General features: G+C 54.3%; 17 protein-coding genes. 12 read left to right on the forward strand and 5 right to left on the reverse strand.

What is annotated here, in order from left to right:
- Position 1: 1 nt before the first annotated feature.
- On the reverse strand, positions 2-361 hold the full coding sequence (gene arsD / locus A6395_RS04825) for an arsenite efflux transporter metallochaperone ArsD (protein ID WP_071398095.1): 360 nt from the start codon (positions 359-361) through the stop codon (positions 2-4).
- A gap of 13 nt (positions 362-374) precedes the next feature.
- Entirely contained in the window at positions 375-692 is a 318-nt protein-coding gene (locus A6395_RS04830) for an ArsR/SmtB family transcription factor (RefSeq protein ID WP_071398096.1), read from the reverse strand.
- Positions 693-921: 229 nt separating this feature from the next.
- On the opposite strand from A6395_RS04830, the gene A6395_RS04835 reads away from it, so the two are divergent.
- The 9 genes from A6395_RS04835 (at position 922) to A6395_RS04875 (ending at position 9,474) form a co-directional block, all read left to right on the forward strand.
- Positions 922-2,403, forward strand: a complete 1,482-nt coding sequence (locus tag A6395_RS04835) for a SulP family inorganic anion transporter (protein ID WP_084812940.1) — start codon at positions 922-924, stop codon at positions 2,401-2,403.
- A 16-nt stretch (positions 2,404-2,419) separates the two neighbouring features.
- Positions 2,420-2,833: a universal stress protein gene (locus tag A6395_RS04840; RefSeq protein ID WP_071398097.1), complete on the forward strand. Its 414-nt coding sequence runs from the start codon at positions 2,420-2,422 to the stop codon at positions 2,831-2,833.
- A 130-nt stretch (positions 2,834-2,963) separates the two neighbouring features.
- The gene (locus A6395_RS04845) at positions 2,964-3,377 is read left to right on the forward strand and encodes a universal stress protein (RefSeq protein ID WP_071398098.1); all 414 of its coding nucleotides are present in this window, start codon (positions 2,964-2,966) and stop codon (positions 3,375-3,377) included.
- Positions 3,378-3,488: 111 nt separating this feature from the next.
- Entirely contained in the window at positions 3,489-3,695 is a 207-nt protein-coding gene (locus tag A6395_RS04850; protein ID WP_071398099.1) for a PLD nuclease N-terminal domain-containing protein, read from the forward strand.
- Complete coding sequence (locus tag A6395_RS04855; RefSeq protein ID WP_071398100.1) at positions 3,692-4,540, forward strand: ABC transporter ATP-binding protein; 849 nt, start codon at positions 3,692-3,694, stop codon at positions 4,538-4,540. The genes A6395_RS04850 and A6395_RS04855 overlap by 4 nt, the downstream gene beginning before the upstream one ends.
- Positions 4,540-5,298 carry an ABC transporter permease gene (locus tag A6395_RS04860; protein WP_071398101.1) on the forward strand — a complete coding sequence of 253 codons (759 nt, stop codon included), beginning with the start codon at positions 4,540-4,542 and terminating at the stop codon, positions 5,296-5,298. Before A6395_RS04855 ends, A6395_RS04860 begins: the two co-directional genes overlap by 1 nt.
- 112 nt (positions 5,299-5,410) lie before the next feature.
- A complete protein-coding gene (locus A6395_RS04865; protein ID WP_071398102.1) occupies positions 5,411-7,045 on the forward strand; it encodes a C39 family peptidase in 1,635 nt (544 codons plus the stop codon).
- Positions 7,046-7,205: 160 nt separating this feature from the next.
- Positions 7,206-8,441 (forward strand): exo-beta-N-acetylmuramidase NamZ family protein, encoded by a 1,236-nt coding sequence (locus A6395_RS04870; protein ID WP_071398103.1) that lies wholly within the window; start codon positions 7,206-7,208, stop codon positions 8,439-8,441.
- A gap of 109 nt (positions 8,442-8,550) precedes the next feature.
- Positions 8,551-9,474 (forward strand): CAP domain-containing protein, encoded by a 924-nt coding sequence (locus tag A6395_RS04875; protein WP_071398104.1) that lies wholly within the window; start codon positions 8,551-8,553, stop codon positions 9,472-9,474.
- Between the two features lie 38 nt (positions 9,475-9,512).
- Here A6395_RS04875 and A6395_RS04880 read toward each other — a convergent pair whose 3' ends face one another.
- Entirely contained in the window at positions 9,513-9,710 is a 198-nt protein-coding gene (locus A6395_RS04880) for a CsbD family protein (RefSeq protein ID WP_071398105.1), read from the reverse strand.
- 55 nt (positions 9,711-9,765) lie between these two features.
- Positions 9,766-10,164, reverse strand: a complete 399-nt coding sequence (locus tag A6395_RS04885) for a hypothetical protein (protein ID WP_070328546.1) — start codon at positions 10,162-10,164, stop codon at positions 9,766-9,768.
- A gap of 149 nt (positions 10,165-10,313) precedes the next feature.
- Here A6395_RS04885 and A6395_RS04890 point away from each other — a divergent pair, with 149 nt between their 5' ends.
- The 3 genes from A6395_RS04890 to A6395_RS04900 are packed head-to-tail and all read left to right on the forward strand — an operon-like array spanning position 10,314 to position 13,478.
- Positions 10,314-11,246, forward strand: coding sequence for an ABC transporter ATP-binding protein (locus A6395_RS04890; protein ID WP_070328545.1), 933 nt, complete (start codon positions 10,314-10,316; stop codon positions 11,244-11,246).
- A gap of 5 nt (positions 11,247-11,251) precedes the next feature.
- A complete protein-coding gene (locus A6395_RS04895) occupies positions 11,252-12,391 on the forward strand; it encodes an ABC transporter permease (RefSeq protein WP_252100510.1) in 1,140 nt (379 codons plus the stop codon).
- On the forward strand, positions 12,378-13,478 hold the full coding sequence (locus A6395_RS04900; RefSeq protein WP_071398107.1) for an ABC transporter permease: 1,101 nt from the start codon (positions 12,378-12,380) through the stop codon (positions 13,476-13,478). Before A6395_RS04895 ends, A6395_RS04900 begins: the two co-directional genes overlap by 14 nt.
- A gap of 39 nt (positions 13,479-13,517) precedes the next feature.
- Here the strand turns inward: A6395_RS04900 and A6395_RS04905 are convergent, their stop codons facing one another.
- Positions 13,518-16,202 (reverse strand): HD domain-containing phosphohydrolase, encoded by a 2,685-nt coding sequence (locus A6395_RS04905; RefSeq protein ID WP_252100511.1) that lies wholly within the window; start codon positions 16,200-16,202, stop codon positions 13,518-13,520.
- Positions 16,203-16,403 lie beyond the last annotated feature (201 nt).

Genomic DNA, 16,403 nt, shown 5'->3' on the forward strand with positions numbered 1-16,403 from the left:
CTTATTTTTTAAGCGTGATGCGGACTTTCGGTTTCTCGCCGTCTTGTTTCGCGAACGCCGTGACCGGGAGACCAGTCAGTTCGGCGATCTCTTCGTTCGTCATGTAGGCGCCGCGTTTGACGATCTCGCCATCGATGACGGTGAGCGGGAGCGTGTCGAGCCCTTTCGTGATCTCGGATTGCACGTTTGCGTTTTCAACGAAACGGTTCGGCTCCGAGGCGAGGTTATAACGCTCGACGTCGAAACCGCGTTGTTTCAACACGTAATGGATCGTCGCGATCCGCGTCAGTTCCGGATCGATCGATGGGCCACATAGTCCGGTCGGACAGCACATGGCCGGTTCGAATACTTCAAGTTTCATCGTTTATTCCTCCTTAAATGGCACACTCGGCGTCACAGTCACAGCTCGCATCGACCATCTCGACTTGTGCGAGCAGATCGACGACGATCGAATAGAACGGGCTTGTCTCGTTCAACCGGTAATGGATCCATTGCTTGTCCCGGCGCTCGAGCAGCAGTCCCGCTTGACGCATCATCTTCAAATGACGGCTGATCGCCGGCTGCGAGATGTCGAAACAGTCGACGAAGCTGCAGGCACACTGTTCCCCGTCCTGCATTTGCTTGAGCATCGTCAACCGTGTCGGGTCGGCGAGCACTTTGAGCACTTTACTTAAATCATCTATCGTATGCATCGTCATTCTCCTTTACCCCGTGTATAACAAAATCGTTATATAACCTCTACGTTATGAAATTACCATAGTTTTTAATGATAAGCAATTGTCTTTTCTGAAAAAGTTCGTTATGATAAAACACGTTGTGAAAACATGTGTCGGTTTAACCGCTTCCTTCATATAATGACGCATTTGATCTTCGTGAGACTCGGAGGTCAAAGTCAAAACTATAAAGAGAGGTGTGTTCTTTTTGGAAAAATTGAATACTGTCAAACAAGAATGGCTCGGTAACGTCCGGGCTGACGTCCTTGCGGGGATCGTCGTCGCGCTCGCCCTCATTCCTGAGGCGATCGCATTCTCACTCATCGCTGGACTGAACCCGATGGTCGGTCTATACGCTTCATTCATTATCGCCATGGTCATTTCGATCACGGGCGGTCGACCAGCGATGATTTCAGCTGCAACCGGGGCCATGGTGCTCCTCGTTGTCGATTTAGTTCGAGATTACGGTCTCCAATATTTATTAGCAGCCGGTATTTTAGCCGGTATCATTCAAATCGTGCTCGGGTTCTTTGGTATAGCGCGTCTTATGAAGTTCATCCCGCGTGCGGTCATGGTCGGCTTCGTTAACGCCCTCGCTATTTTGATCTTCCAAGCTCAATTACCAAACTTTGAAGGCGAGAGCTGGATCATGTGGGCAATCGTCGCCGCATCACTCGTCATCATCTTCTTGTTCCCACGTATCACGGGCGCGATCCCGGCACCGCTCGTCGCCATCGTCGCGATGACGCTACTTGCTGTCTTTATGGGACTCGATACGAAAAACATCGGTGACCTGGGAACGATCTCAGCAACGTTGCCGGAATTCTTATTCCCTGACGTTCCGTTCACGCTCGAGACGCTCATGATCATCTTGCCGTATGCCTTCTCGCTCGCCTTCGTCGGCTTGATCGAGTCGTTGCTCACGGCTCAAATCGTCGATGACATGACAGGAACGGATTCGAACAAGAACCGTGAGTCAAAAGGTCAAGGGATCGCCAACATCATCGCCGGTTTCTTCGGCGCGATGCCAGGTTGTGCGATGATCGGCCAATCGGTCATCAACGTCTCGTCAGGAGCACGTGGCCGTCTATCGACGTTCGTCGCTGGACTCGCGTTGTTCATCATGATCATGACAATCAGTGACGTTCTTATGTTGATTCCAGTCGGCGCCCTCGTCGGTGTCATGTTCTTCGTGTCGTATGCGACGTTTGACTGGGGCTCGCTCAAAGCGCTCCGGACGGCACAAAAGTCGGATACGGTCGTCATGCTCGTCACTGTGCTCGTCACTGTGCTCACACACGACTTGTCAATCGGTGTATTCGCCGGGATTTTAACAGCTGCGATTTTATTCGCCGCGAAAATCTCGAAAGTCGAACTCGACCGCAACGTCGAAGCCGGCCACGCCCACTACGTCGTGAACGGTCAATTGTTCTTCGCCTCAACGTCTGACTTCGTCAACCAATTCGACGTCGAAGAAGATATCGAGGCAGACATCAAACATGTGACAATCAACTTCTCGAACACCCACCTTTGGGACGACTCGGCCATCGGCGCCATCGACAAAGTCGTCTTCAAATATCGTGCGAATGGAATCGAGCCAGAGCTCTTGAACTTGAACAAAGATTCAGAGAAGCTGCTCAATACGCTTGCGCTTCACTTGAAACAACAAGATGCAGGCATCGGACATTAATTCGGGAGGGATTCACATGACAAAAATCTTCTTAGCCGTTGACGGATCGGACCATTCGATGCGTGCGACTGTGAAAGCGATCGAGCTCGCGAAAGTCTCGAACGCCAAAATTGATGTCGTTCACGTCGTCAGTTCGAAAGAGTCAAAAGAAAGTGCCTTACAATCAACAGGCAAGATCGACTTGGAGGCGAAACGGATGCAGCGGATGCAACGTTTCTTCTCGGCGATCGAAGCAGCCGGACTCGAGTACGAATATATCGAGCTCCGTGGTGAACCGGACGTCGAGCTCGTCAAGTATGCGAACCATGAACCGTTCGAATACGTCGTCGTCGGCTCGCGCGGCTTGAACACGTTCCAAGAGTTCGTGCTCGGCAGCGTCAGCCATAAGCTGGCCAAACGCGCGCTCGCGCCGGTCGTCATCGTCCGATAATCAGAAAGGAAGTGAACCTCAGTGTTCACTTCCTTTTTCTGTATCTCGAATCGTCACAATTGCGAATGCGCTTTCATAAAAAATCGCATATACTTGTAGTAGCAAGCGTACAAGAGGAGGCGTTGAAAGAATGGGTAAAATCTTTTTAGCGGCAGATGGCTCGGACCACTCGAGACGGGCTTTAACAAAGGCAATTCAACTCGCCAAAGCGTCAGACGCATCGATTGATATCGTTCACGTCGTCAGTGCGAAAGAATCGAAAGAGGCTGCGCTCAACTCGACCGGCAAGATCGATCTCGAAGCGAAACGAAAACGCATGATGCAACCGTTGTTCGATACGGTCGAAGCGGAAGGCATTGCCTATGAATACGTCGAACTCCGCGGCGAACCGGACGTCGAGCTCGTCAAATACGCCAATCGTGATCCGTTCGAATACGTCGTCGTCGGCTCGCGCGGCCTCAATATGTTCCAAGAGTTCGTCCTCGGCAGCGTCAGCCATAAACTCGCTAAACGGGCGCAAGCACCGGTCATCATCGTCAAATAACTTGCTCCCTTTCTCAACTCGAGAAAGGGATTTTTTGTGTTCGATACAGGAATAAAGTCCTATGTGTGGAATCAACTAATATATGTACAGCTAACTAAGGAGGGAAACTCTATGGAAATTATGAATGACCCGAGCACGCTGCTTTTAATTTTATTGCCTTTATTGTTACTGCAACTGATCCTCCTCGTCGTCGCCATGATCGATTTACTCAAGCGACAAGAGACGAACGGTCCGAAATGGGTGTGGCTTCTCGTCATCGTCTTTATCAACATCATCGGTCCAATCGTCTATTTCCTCTGGGGACGGACAAAACAATGAACGCGAGCCATCTCACAAAACGATTCGGCGCGTTCACCGCGCTCGATGACGTCAGCTTCTCGTTGCGTCCGGGCTGCACGTCGCTACTCGGCGAGAACGGTGCCGGCAAGACTACGCTCCTCAACATGATCGCCCGTGTGACGACGCCGACGTCCGGACAGATCGAGGGTCACGACACGATCCGGGTCGGTTATTTACCGCAACGGCCGGCGCTCTATCCTTCCCTCACACCGGTCGAGACGATTAAATATGCGGCCGACTTGACGGGCACGACCGGCGTCGACGCCGTGAACCTCTTGAAACGCGTCGGCTTAGAACCGGTGGACCGCCCGGCGGCGCACTTGTCAGGCGGGATGCGGCAACGACTCGGCATCGCCCAAGCGCTCGTCCATGACCCGGAACTATTGTTGCTCGATGAACCGGTATCAGCACTTGACCCGCGCGGCCGCCGGGAAGTGCTCGATCTCTTGAGCGACTTGAAACGCGAGCGAATGATTCTCTATTCAACGCACGTGCTCCCTGACGCCGAGGAAGCGAGCGACTGGGTGCTCCTGCTCCGTCAAGGACGCCTGCTCATGGAAGGCACCGTCACCGATTTGCTCGGGGCCAAATCGTCCATCCAACTTCGCCTGTTCGATGACACGACGACGGCAGACGATTGGAGCGCGCTCACGAGTGTCGTCCGTGTCTCGCGGACGGGGACGACATGGACGTTCGAGACGACCGATAAAACGATGTCCGAGCGGGCGATTCTACAACGCGTCCTCGCCCAAGGACTGATGATCCAATCGTTCCACGTCGGTCATCCGTCGCTCGAATCACTGTTTTTGGAGGTGAACGCTTAATGAGGACGGCCATCTTTAAACAAGAATGGAAAGAATCGTGGCGCAATAAACGGCTCGTCTGGGTCCCGGTCGCCCTGATGTTGCTCGCCGCGATGCAGCCGCTCACGCTCTACTTCTTACCAGACATTTTAGCGTCAGGCGGCAACTTGCCGGACGGGACCGTCATCGAGATCCCGACGCCGACACCGGCCGAAGTACTCTTATCGGTCAGCGAGCAGCTGCGACAGATCGGCCTGCTCGTCGTCTTGCTGTCGGCGATGCATACGTTCAGCCAAGAACGTACACTCGGTACGCTCGCTTGGCTCAAGTCGCTCAACATTCCGGCTTCTCGCATCGTCATGAGTAAATGGGCACACTACACGTTACTCTCCGCCTTCTCCATCTTGCTCGCCCAGGGCACTGCCGCCTATTATACGGTCATCTTGTTCGACTCGTTCGATGTGACGGACTTTGTCATTTCCACAGGTCTATTGATTGTCCATTTCGTCGTGCAGCTATCGATCTTCTTCTTATTTGCCGCGCTGCTCGAGAGCGGGCTCGTCGCCCTCGTCATCACACTCGGTCTCCACTTCGTCTTATCCCTCCTGCTCAGTTGGATCGATTGGGACTGGATGCCTTGGAACCTTGGCGGATTGTCCGGTGAAGCACTCATCCAAAACGTCGATTTCGTTTGGCCGCTCGTCACTAGCATTGTCTTGATCGGACTAGTGTTGTTCGTCGCGTCCAAGCGCTTATTATTTTTGAGTCGAACGTCCTGATTATTCGTTTTTGTGAAATAGGTCTTTCGTCGATGCATGTGCCCTTGAGTTTCGACGTATAATAGAGTTACAAGATTATACAATTTTGTATATTGAATGCGGAGGAAAATGAATGAAATCGACCTATTGGTTTACAGGAACGGTACTGGCCGTCAGTTTGTTTGCCCTACCGAGCATCGGACACGCCGAATCCGGGTTTCAAACGACAGCAAACGGAACGGTCTATACGACGGCCGATGGGACGACGTTGACCGGTTGGCAAGAAATCGAAGGCAAGACGTACTACTTTGATGCGTTCGGTGTCATGGTGACGGGCTGGCAGACGATTGACGACTCGATCTATTATTTCGAAGCGAACGGTGTCCGAGTCACAGGACTTTATCCACTTGATGGCGCTACATATTTGTTCGCTGCTGATGGGAGACGGTTGACCGGCTGGCAACAGCTCGAAAACAACGTTCATTACTTCAAGTCAGACGGGACAATGGCGCTCGGTTTCATGACGATTGACGGGAAACGCTATTACTTTTCGCCTGACGGACAGCGTTTGAGCGGTTGGCAAACCATCAATGGTGCCAAGCATTACATCTTCACAGACGGAACGATCCGAACCGGTACATATACGATTTCCGGGAAAAAATATTTATTGCTGAAAGACGGAAAGATGGCGACCGGTTGGCAGCAAGTCGGGACACGCCATTACTACTTCGGCTCGGACGGTGCAAGGAGACATGGACTGAAGAAAGTCGGCACCACGATGTACGGTTTCCATGAGACATACGGCTATCGGCTTCAAGGCGTTCAAAAAGTCGCCGCCCGTTATTACTATTTCGGTACAGATGGGAAACGCCGCTATGGACTCCAGACGATTGAAGGGAAAGTATACGGTTTCCATCCCGTCTACGGCTATCGTCTCCAAGGCAAACATAAAGTCGGCGCTTACTACTACCACTTCCACTCGACCGGTGTCCGCGAAACCGGTTGGAAGTATACGACACAGTACGAGTATTATGCACCGACGTTGACGAAGAAAACCGATTGGCAAGCCATCAGCGGCAAATGGTATTACTTCGATGCGTCGGGCGCCATGTACAAAAACAAAAAAGTCGGCAACGCTTCGTTCGACGCGAGAGGCGCCTACAGCAATCCCCTCTCCGTCTATAAGATGAGCGTGCCGCTCTACCGCCAGTTCCCGATGGGGTATCCGTCCGGATGCGAGTTCTTCTCGCTCAAGATGGCGCTCGAGAAGAAGGGCCGTGTCGTCAGCGCCGAGACTCTCTACCGTGAGATGCCGAAAAGCATGTGGAACGCCCGCTACGAGAACCGGCTCTATCGCTGGGTCGACCCGAACGTCATGTTCACCGGCGACCCGAAAGGCACGCTCAGTAAATATCGTAACTATGGCATTTACCCGAAAGGCATGATCAACTTCTCGAGTAAGTACCGTCCGGTCAAGGATCTTTCGGGCCAAGGCCTCGCCTCGATCGAGCGCGAACTGTCGCTCGGCAACCCGGTCATCGTCTGGGCAAGCGTCGACTTTAAACAACCGTACGGATACTTCAATTGGTATACCGCCTCGAACCAAAAATTCACCGGATTCACCAACTACCACGTCATGCTCGCGACGGGCTATGACAAAAACAACCTGTACATTAACGACCCGTACCGCGGTCGCCTCACTATCCCGAAAACCCAAGTCAGCTCTGTCATGGGTGCGACCGGATGGAAAGCACTCGCCGTCCGTTGATTCATGAGCCACCGAGAAATCGGTGGCTTTTTTAGGTATAACGAATCAAATTAAGAAATCAAATTTCCCATTTATAACTAATATTATTGAATTGAAAGTACAAAGTGTTACACTCTGGATAATCGTTAAAGCGCTTACATTTTCTAGAGGAGGAACTCTTATGAAGAAATGGATTGGTGGCCTCGCTGCCCTGACGCTCGTCACATCGTCCGTCGTCTTGCTCGACGCCGATGCCAAGTCGACACCGAAGAAACCGAAAGTCGAGCTCGGGGTCGACCGGTTGATGAACGACCCGGAACTGCTCGCCGGTAAACGCGTAGGTCTGATCACGAACCCGACCGGTGTCGATGCCAACATGACGAGCATCGTCGACTTATTTCACAACTCCGACGACTTTGAACTCACGGCACTGTACGGACCGGAGCACGGTGTCCGAGGTGATGCCCAGGCCGGCTCGACGATCAGCTCGTATATCGACGACGTGACCGGTCTTCCGGTGTATAGCCTGTACGGGGCGACGAAAAAACCGACGGCCGAGATGCTCAAAGACATCGACGTGCTCGTCTTCGATATTCAAGACGTCGGCACCCGTTACTACACGTACATCTACACGATGGCGTACGCGATGGAAGCTGCGGCCGAGAACGACATCCCATTCGTCGTCCTCGACCGGCCGAACCCGCAAGGCGGCCTCCGTGTCGAAGGACCGGTGCTCGATCCGGCCTATTCAAGCTTCATCGGCCTGTACCCGATCCCGCTCAAACACGGCATGACCGTCGGCGAACTCGCTCGTCTGTTCAACCGTGAATACCAACTTCAAGCCGACCTCGAAGTCGTCAAGATGAAAGGCTGGAAACGCTCGATGCTGTACGAAGATACAGGCCTCCCGTTCGTCATGCCGTCACCGAACATGCCGACGACCGACACGGTCAACGTCTATCCGGCGACCGGACTGTTCGAAGGGACGAACCTGTCCGAAGGGCGCGGCACGACGAAACCGTTCGAATTGATCGGCGCCCCGTACATCAACGCGCACGAGTACTCCAAGACGCTGAACGCGCTCGACCTTTCAGGTGTCACGTTCCGCGCCGCCTCGTTCACACCGACGTTCTCGAAGAATGCGGGCAAGCTGTCGCACGGCGTCGAAGTGTACGTCACCGAACCGACGAAGTTCAAAGCGGTCAAGACCGGCATCGCCATGTTGAAAGTGGCGCACGACTTGTACCCGGACGACTTCGAGTTCCTCGCGAACGACTTCATCACGAAGCTGACCGGTAACACCTACGTGAAGGACATGATCCTCGATGGGGAGTCGCTTGAATCGATCATGGATAAAGTCGAAGCAGAGCGCGACGCGTTCTTACCGATCCGTAAAAACTATCTCCTCTATAAGTAAAACGAAGGCAGGCTCAACCGAGTCTGCCTTTTGTAACACAATGGTAAAACCAATATTCACCTTTTCGATATATTATGAAGGTAGATCACTAAAAAAGGAGACTTCCCTCTTGAAAAAACCAACTGCCATCCTCGTATCAAGCGCACTCGCCGTGGCGCTCACGTTCAGCCCGTCGACAGCTTCACTCCCGCTCGAACAGGCCACCGTCCAAGCGGCGTATACAGAAACAGCTATTAATACGAAAGGTTCTGTCACGGGCATCAGTCAACTCAACGTCCGGAAGACACCGTCAAAATCGGCGACAAGTTTAGGTAAGATTGTCCGCTACGGCACGATGACCGTCCGGACGTCGTTTACCGTCGGTGGTTCAAAGTGGTACAAAATTCAATGGGGGGCTGGCGTCGCTTATGTCCCTGCCGCTTACGTCAAACTGTCAACGGCGGAAATCGCCTTCAAGAAAACAGCTTACGTCGCCCCGTCGAGCGTCTATTTGAAATCTAGTCCGCTCACGACGTCTTCGAACGTCGTCTTCCTTCGAAAAGACATGAAGCTCGAGACGAGCTCGTACCGTTATACCGGCTCGACACGTTGGTATAAGGCGACGAGTGGGACGAAAACAGGTTACATCATGGCGAAACACGTCACGTTCACCGCTCCTGCGAGCGGCGTCTTGTCCGAGACGAACAAAGAACGCCAAGCGGCCGGTCTGACAACGCTCGCCGCCTCGAGCGAAGCGAACCGCGTCGCCCAAGCCCGGGCCGATGAGATGGCACGCACCGGTCAGTTCTCGCACCAACTCCGTGAGAACGGCAGCCCGGGTGACACGCTCGACGCCTACAACGTCAGCTACCGCGGCTGGGGCGAGAACATCTATATGGGTTCGAGCGACCCTGACCAAGCGGTCGACGCTTGGATGAACTCGAGCGGGCACCGCGCCAACATCTTGAACGGCCGCTTCACGCATCTCGGGGTCGGCACAGCGAAAAACGAACAAGGATCGACGATTCACGTCCAAGTGTTTTTGACGAAATGAAAAATGGAGGATCGCCCCATGGCGGTCCTCCATTTTGATTAGCGGCGCTCGTCTTTCAGGCTTTCGAGATTTTGCTGGGCTTGGCCCGTCTTCTCTTTTGCCGTGCCCTTCACTTGGTCTTTTTGGCCTTCACGTTTGAGCGACTGATTGTCCGACGATTTGCCGACTGCTTCTTTCGCTTTTCCGGCCGCTTTATCGATGAAACCGTCGACTTTTTTGTTTAGTCCGTCTTTCATATGAATCTCCTCCTCGTGGTATCGTGTCTAAACAATGTACCACTCTGAAGAAAACTCAAACATAGTGCTCTTTGACGAGCACACGAAACCGCGGTCGGACGGTCAGCTCGATCGTCGTCACGGTCCGGGTCCGGTCCTCGGTCATGACGATTAAAAGCTCCCCGTGATCGCGTCGGTCTTCGAGCACTTCGACTTTACTGACGGTGCGGAGCAGTTGATAGTAGAGCAGTTCGCCCGTCTCGCCTTTGACGTTCACCTCGAACTCGTGGTAGCTTGGGGAGACTTTAAAATAGAACGACTCTTTCCCGTTCGTGAAGCGGAACACCGACTCGTCATAATAAAACGGGAGCGTCGCATCCATCCGTTTCGGCTCGACCGTGCAAAACAACGCCCACGCCATCTCGTCAGGAAATTTTTCGCCCGCTTCCCCTTTGTTGAACTGCCACCCTTTCATACTCAATCCCTACTTCCCTCTGTTTATAATTGTCTGAATAATCGGACTATAATAAATTGATTCGTCATCACGTTCAAAATCCCTGCAAACGGGAACAAATCTCTGTATGCTCTTTTTCTGTCCGTCCATCTGAAAGGGGTTGCGTCCACGTGTCCATCATCGCACTCGACCATGTCACGAAGCGTTTCGGGGAGACGATCGCCTTGAATGACTTCTCGCTCCACGTCGAAGCAGGCGAACTGTTCGGTCTGCTCGGTCCGAACGGGGCCGGCAAGACGACCGCCATCTCCGTCATGCTCAACCTATATCCTGCCGACAGTGGTACGATCCGTATCTTTGACCGCGTCATGCCGAAAGACGAACAGGCGATCAAGCAACGCGTCGGCATCGTCCCGCAGCACGTCTCCGTCTATGACCAGCTGACCGTGTTCGAGAACATCCAATTTTTCGCCGAACTTTATGGCTTCAAGCCGGCCGAGGCGAAACAAAAGACCGAGGCCGCCCTCGACTTCGTCGAGCTGACCGCTCACCAAAAGAAACGTCCGCCGGAACTGTCCGGAGGGCTGCTGCGTCGTCTCAATATCGCCTGCGGCATCGTCCATGAACCGGAGCTCATCTTTATGGACGAACCGACCGTCGCCATCGACCCACAGTCGCGGAACACGATCCTCGAGAACATCCGTGAGTTGAACCGGCGCGGGGCGACGATCATCTATACGTCCCACTACATGGAGGAAGTCGAGATGCTGTGCGACCGCGTCGCCATCGTCGACGAAGGGAAGATCATCGCCGAAGGGACGCAAGACGAGTTGAAAGACCAAGTCATGACGCTCGAGACGGCCCGCATCAAAGTCGACGCCTTGACGCCCGGGCTCATCGAACGGCTCGGCGCACTCAGTCAAGTAAAGAAAGTCGAGTATCATGAGCCGTACATCGAGGTGTCGCTCGAGAAAGACACGCCGCTCGCCCCGCTCCTCGACGTGCTCCACGACGCGAAGGTCCGGTTCACGTCGATCACTGTCGACCGCCCATCTTTGAATACCGTCTTCCTGGCCTTGACCGGCAAGACGCTAAGGGAGTGACGGTCATGAAGACGTGGACGTTCATCAAATACGATGTCAAACAACAACTGCGCGACCGCTCGACCTTGTTTTGGATGTTGCTGTTCCCGATCATCCTCATTTTCGGTCTCGGCACGATGCTGTCTGCTATTTTCAGTAACGACTTCTCACTCCCGGTCACAGACGTCGCTTATGTCGAGCAGTCGACCGACGACTATCGCGTCCCGCTCGAGACGTTCCTCGCCGACGATGACATCAAGGCGTTCGTCAACCTCGTCCCGTACGACAGCGTCGCCGCTGCCGAACGTGGCGTCAACGACGGCGATGCCGACGTCATCTTGCACCTCGACGGGTCAAACGTCCGTCTCTTGTATGAAGAACCGACGACGATCGAGTTCGATGTGCTCGAGGCGGTCATCCGGCAATATACCGACGTCGCCAATCAACAGATCATGCTCGCCGAGTCAGGCGTCGTCGTCCCGTTCGAGCCGGAGACGTTCATCGACAGCGAGAGCGTCGACTTGTCGGGCCGCACCCCGACCTCGCTCGAATACTTCACGGTCACGATTTCGATCATGACCGCCTTGTTCGGCGCTTTCTATATCACGGGCATGCTCAGTGAGGAACAGCCGATGAAAGGTAGCTATCTCCGGATCCAGGCCGCTCCGGTCAAGACAATCGACTACCGGCTCGCCCGCACGTTCAGCCGGTACGTGCTCATCTTCCTGCAGCTCGTGCTCGTCTTTTGGTTCAGCCACTTCGTCTACCGAAGCTTCTCGCTCGACTACGTCCACTTCGGACTGTTGTTTCTCGCCTGGGTCGCACTCGCCCTTTACGGCACCGCGTTCGGATTTATAATCGCTAGTCTGCCTCGCGTCACGCGAAGTACGAAAGACGCGATCGTCAACGGTAGCGTCGCCATCATCATGATCCTCTCCGGGGGCTACGTGCCCGGCTTCGACCAAGTGACGCTGAGCGTCGCACCGTGGGCGAAGTACGTGTTCATGCCGATCTTTATGCGCGACGGCATCCTCCAAGTGCTGCTCAGGGGCGGGGACGTCACCTTGTTTTGGCAAGGTCTCGGTTGGCTCGCCCTGCACGTCGCCGTCTTCACCGTGATCAGCCTGCTGTTGTGGAAAGGAGTGAGCCGCCTTGGTCTTGTTTAGGCATGTCGCTAAACGGATGCTCCGAAGAAAAGGGTTATGGGTGTTCACGTTCGTATCCGTGTTCGGATTCGCCCTCGTCCTGTCGTTCCTCAACTCGACGTCTGCTTTGAACGTCTCGATCGGTATTCTCGACCGTGACGGCGGCTCGTTGTCGGGCCGGGTCATCGAAGAGGCGGGCCGGTTCGGTTCGGTGACACCGCTTGAGACGGACGAGGCCGACGAGGCGCTGCTCGAAGGACAAGATATCGTCTTAACGATCCCGGACGGTTTTACGGAAGACTTGTTCGCCGGCGACATTCCGCGGCTCTCGTTCAGCGCGACCGAAGGGAGTGACGCCGCCTTGATCGAACAGGCGCTCAACTCCCACCTTTCCCGCGAGCGGCAACTGCTCGCGGCGAGTGAGTTTAACGAAGGGCGATTCCTCGAGTTGGCGGAAGCGGAGACAATGAACGGTTACACGCTCTCGAGCGAGCCGTTCCAAGAAAGTGTCGGCACGACCGCGCGGACACAGGCGTTCCTCGGGCTGTTGTCGTTCGTCATGATGTCGGCGTTCCTCCAGTTCATTCCGCTTTTTGTCGCCGACGACCGGGATGAATTGATCTACTCGCGCTTGTTCGCGGCACCGGTCACGCCGCGCCGCTACGTCGGGTCGCTGTTTTTATCATTTTGCGCCGTCGGGCTCATCTACGTGCTCATGCTGCTCGTCTTTAGCGCCGTCCTCTATCGGCAAGACATCATCGCTCACCTGCCCGTGCTCACGTTGTTGTTCACCGTCTATTTGTTCGTCTGTCTCGCAATCGGTTCACTCATCGCGGTCCTCGCGACGAATCGGGACAAGGCGAACATTTGGCAGACGTCGGTCACGATGGCAGCCGCCATCACCGGGGGCGCCTTTATCAGCTTGACGTGGCTCCCGGAGTCGCTCCAGCTCGTCGGACGCTTCTTGCCGACCTATTGGTTCAACAGCGGGGTCGCCGACATGTATGACGATCGGTTCCCAACGCTGTCTGTCCTCGTCATGGTCGGTATGGCGCTCATCGTGTTCGCGGCGACCGTCTTCGCGTTGAAAAAACGACCGCTCACATGACACAAAAAAGGCGAGACACTCATCAGAGCGTCTCGCCTTTTAGCGTTGTAACGTCGGAACAATCTTTTGGAAGAACACCTCGACGAGCACAGGGTCGAACTGACGACCTGCCTCTTGTTCGATGACGGCGAGCGCCTCGGCGAGCGTCTTCGCTTGGCGGTACGGTCGGCCCGTCATCATGACGTCGAACGTGTCGGCGAGCGCGATGATCCGGGAGGCGAGCGGAATATCAAATCCGCTTATGCCGTTTGGATAACCGTTCCCGTCCCAACGTTCATGGTGCGCCAGCACAATCTCTGACAGCGTCCCGTACTCAGGGACAGTGCTCAAAATATTGTAGCTCACCTCGGGATGACGTTTGATCTCGCGCCACTCGGCTTCGGTCAAAGCACCCGTTTTGTCGAGAATCTCATTGCTGATCGCGACCTTGCCGATATCGTGCAAGATGGCAGCCGTCTTCAACTCGTTCACGTCACTGCTCGTCAAGTTCATCGCCTCGCCAAGCTGACCGGATAGCTCGGCGACACGCTGCGAGTGCGCCTCTTCGCGCGGGATTTTCTCATACAACGTCCGCATAATCAATTGAATCGAAGAATGGCGGCGGCTCTGCTTCTCGGACACTTTATGATGGTACATCTGGTCTTCAGCCAAATTGAACACGTCCATGATCGACAGTGCGCCGTCGGTTTTGACCGCTTCTCCGAACGATGCCGAGATCGGCAACCCTTCAATCGATTTTTCAAGGAATAAACGGCTCAATCGATTGGACAACTGCTGTGCATCAGATAACGACGTATTCGGCAAGATGATCACGAATTCGTCACCGCCGATTCGGGCGACCGTATCGACACCACTGATTTCACGCTTCAAAATATTCGTCGCTTCAATCAAGAGACGGTCTCCGACCAAGTGGCCGAACGCGTCATTCGTCAGTTTCAGGCCGTTGATGTCGACGACGATGAGGGCGAGCGGGTAATAGCCCGGCTCGTCGAACGTGACGAGCGCCTCGTCGAAGTAGCGGCGGTTTTTCACCCCGGTCAACTGGTCGTGATAGCTCAAATACTCGATTTCCATCTCGTACGTCTTCTTCTCGGTCACGTCCCCGATGTAGCCGTGCCAGAGCACGTGCCCCTCGGCGAGCTTCTCAGGACGGGACGACCCGAGGATCCACTTCGTCCGCCCGTCCGGCGCATACACCCGGAACTCGGCGTCCCAAATCGTCAAGCTGCGATATGACTCTTGGATGCTCGCCATCACTTGCGGATAATCGTCCGGATGGATTTTTGAGAAGACGAGATTCGCATCCCGTTTCACCTCGTCCGCCGTGACCCCGGTCAACACTTCAAAACCACGGCTGAAGAACGGGAAGTAGAACGAACCGTCCGGCCGGAGCTCGAACTGGTAGATGGCGCCAGGGACCTGGTCGGACAATTTTGTCAGCAGACGGTCGCGCTCGGCGAGTTCCTCTTCGAGCTGGACGCGTTCGGTCACGTCCTTGGCGACGGCGTAGATGTAGTTGCCTTGGACTTTGCAATGCCATTCAATCGAGCGGTAATCTCCATCGATCGTCCGGAAGCGGTTGACGAACCGGAACAGTTCACGCGCCGTATCGAGCTCACTAAAGGCCGCTTCGGTCTTCGTCTGATCGTCAGGATGGACGAGCCCGATGAAGTCCATGTTCTCGAGTGACTCGATTGGGAAGCCGAGCACACGCTCCCACGCCTTATTCAAATGCAGTACGTCTCGCGTCGTCAATGACATGATGCACTCGAGGTCGACGGTGGCGAACCCTTCAAACATCGATTCTTTCGCCTCACCGACTTGACGGTCGACTTTCGTCATCTGTTCGAGGATATGGACGATGTACAGCTCGACGAGACCGAGACGATCGGCCCGCTTCTTCCCTTGCATGACAATCGTCAAATCACCGTAAAAGACGCCGTCTTTTTCAATCTTGAACAAGATGACTTGCCCGAGGTCGAAGATGCGTAAAATGTTTTTGACGAGCCGTTTCGGCAACACCCCGTCCATGAGTGGTTCGATCTCGTCCAAGATGATCGGACTCGGCAACTCCAACAGCTCGATGCGTTTCCGGCTCATCGGCCATTTCTTGCCGACCGGGTGGAAGCCGAGGACATCCAAGCTGCGTTCGAGCAGCTCGTCGATTCCAGAGATCGCGACCGTCGAGTACGTTTGTCCATCGTCATTCATCAAGTTGAGCGTCACCGCTTTCGCACCGGTGAAGTCCCGGATCTGGTCGAGGAAATGTTGGTTCATCAACAGTTCCCGGCCCGTGGCGACGAAGCGATGCGACACGTTGACGAGTTGCTTCAAGGCGTTGTTCTCTTGGACGTGCGGGGTGATGTCATGGAACAAGGTCGAGACGTGACCTGGCCGTTCGCTGAAGACCGACAGTTCATACCACGACTTGTTCCGGCGCGAGAAATGTTCGAACTTGATCGTCTCCCCGTTGTTCACCGCTCGCGCGACTTGAACGATCCATTCGCGTTCGCTGTATTCAAAGTCTTTCAACTGCTCGGTGATGCGTCCGCCGAGAAACTGCTTTCGCTTCGCCTTCATCATCTTTTCGAACGCTTCGTTCACTTCGACAAACTCATAATCGACCGGCTCCCCGGCACCGTCGAAGATGACTTTGAATTCGACGTAGCCTTGGGGCATATGGCGCAACAAAGATCTGTAATGGGTGCTGTCTCGTTCTGTCACGTCATTTCCTCCTACGCTGTTTTTCTACATTTTAGTTTACCTCATTTTCGATGAATTCCCTATATTTTCCGAATCGATTCCTCCCGATGTGCACACATTAAGTTTCTGTAAATCCCACCTCACAGGTTGCACGGTTCGCTCCTCGTTGTTAGTATGATTACGAAACCCGATATCGAAAATCGATTCCAAGGAGATGAAGCA

The sequence above is a fragment of the Exiguobacterium sp. SH31 genome, from assembly GCF_001816105.1.
GTDB classification, from domain to species: domain Bacteria; phylum Bacillota; class Bacilli; order Exiguobacteriales; family Exiguobacteriaceae; genus Exiguobacterium; species Exiguobacterium aurantiacum_A.

Bases quoted from the DNA above. Each gene is read 5' to 3' on its own strand.
- A6395_RS04895 (WP_252100510.1), top strand. From the start codon at position 11,252: ATGAAGACGTGGACGTTCATCAAATACGATGTCAAACAACAACTGCGC.
- A6395_RS04865 (WP_071398102.1), top strand. From the start codon at position 5,411: ATGAAATCGACCTATTGGTTTACAGGAACGGTACTGGCCGTCAGTTTG.
- A6395_RS04830 (WP_071398096.1), bottom strand. From the start codon at position 692: ATGCATACGATAGATGATTTAAGTAAAGTGCTCAAAGTGCTCGCCGAC.
- A6395_RS04845 (WP_071398098.1), top strand. From the start codon at position 2,964: ATGGGTAAAATCTTTTTAGCGGCAGATGGCTCGGACCACTCGAGACGG.
- A6395_RS04855 (WP_071398100.1), top strand. From the start codon at position 3,692: ATGAACGCGAGCCATCTCACAAAACGATTCGGCGCGTTCACCGCGCTC.
- A6395_RS04885 (WP_070328546.1), bottom strand. From the start codon at position 10,164: ATGAAAGGGTGGCAGTTCAACAAAGGGGAAGCGGGCGAAAAATTTCCT.
- arsD (WP_071398095.1), bottom strand. From the start codon at position 361: ATGAAACTTGAAGTATTCGAACCGGCCATGTGCTGTCCGACCGGACTA.
- A6395_RS04860 (WP_071398101.1), top strand. From the start codon at position 4,540: ATGAGGACGGCCATCTTTAAACAAGAATGGAAAGAATCGTGGCGCAAT.
- A6395_RS04840 (WP_071398097.1), top strand. From the start codon at position 2,420: ATGACAAAAATCTTCTTAGCCGTTGACGGATCGGACCATTCGATGCGT.
- A6395_RS04880 (WP_071398105.1), bottom strand. From the start codon at position 9,710: ATGAAAGACGGACTAAACAAAAAAGTCGACGGTTTCATCGATAAAGCG.
- A6395_RS04850 (WP_071398099.1), top strand. From the start codon at position 3,489: ATGGAAATTATGAATGACCCGAGCACGCTGCTTTTAATTTTATTGCCT.
- A6395_RS04870 (WP_071398103.1), top strand. From the start codon at position 7,206: ATGAAGAAATGGATTGGTGGCCTCGCTGCCCTGACGCTCGTCACATCG.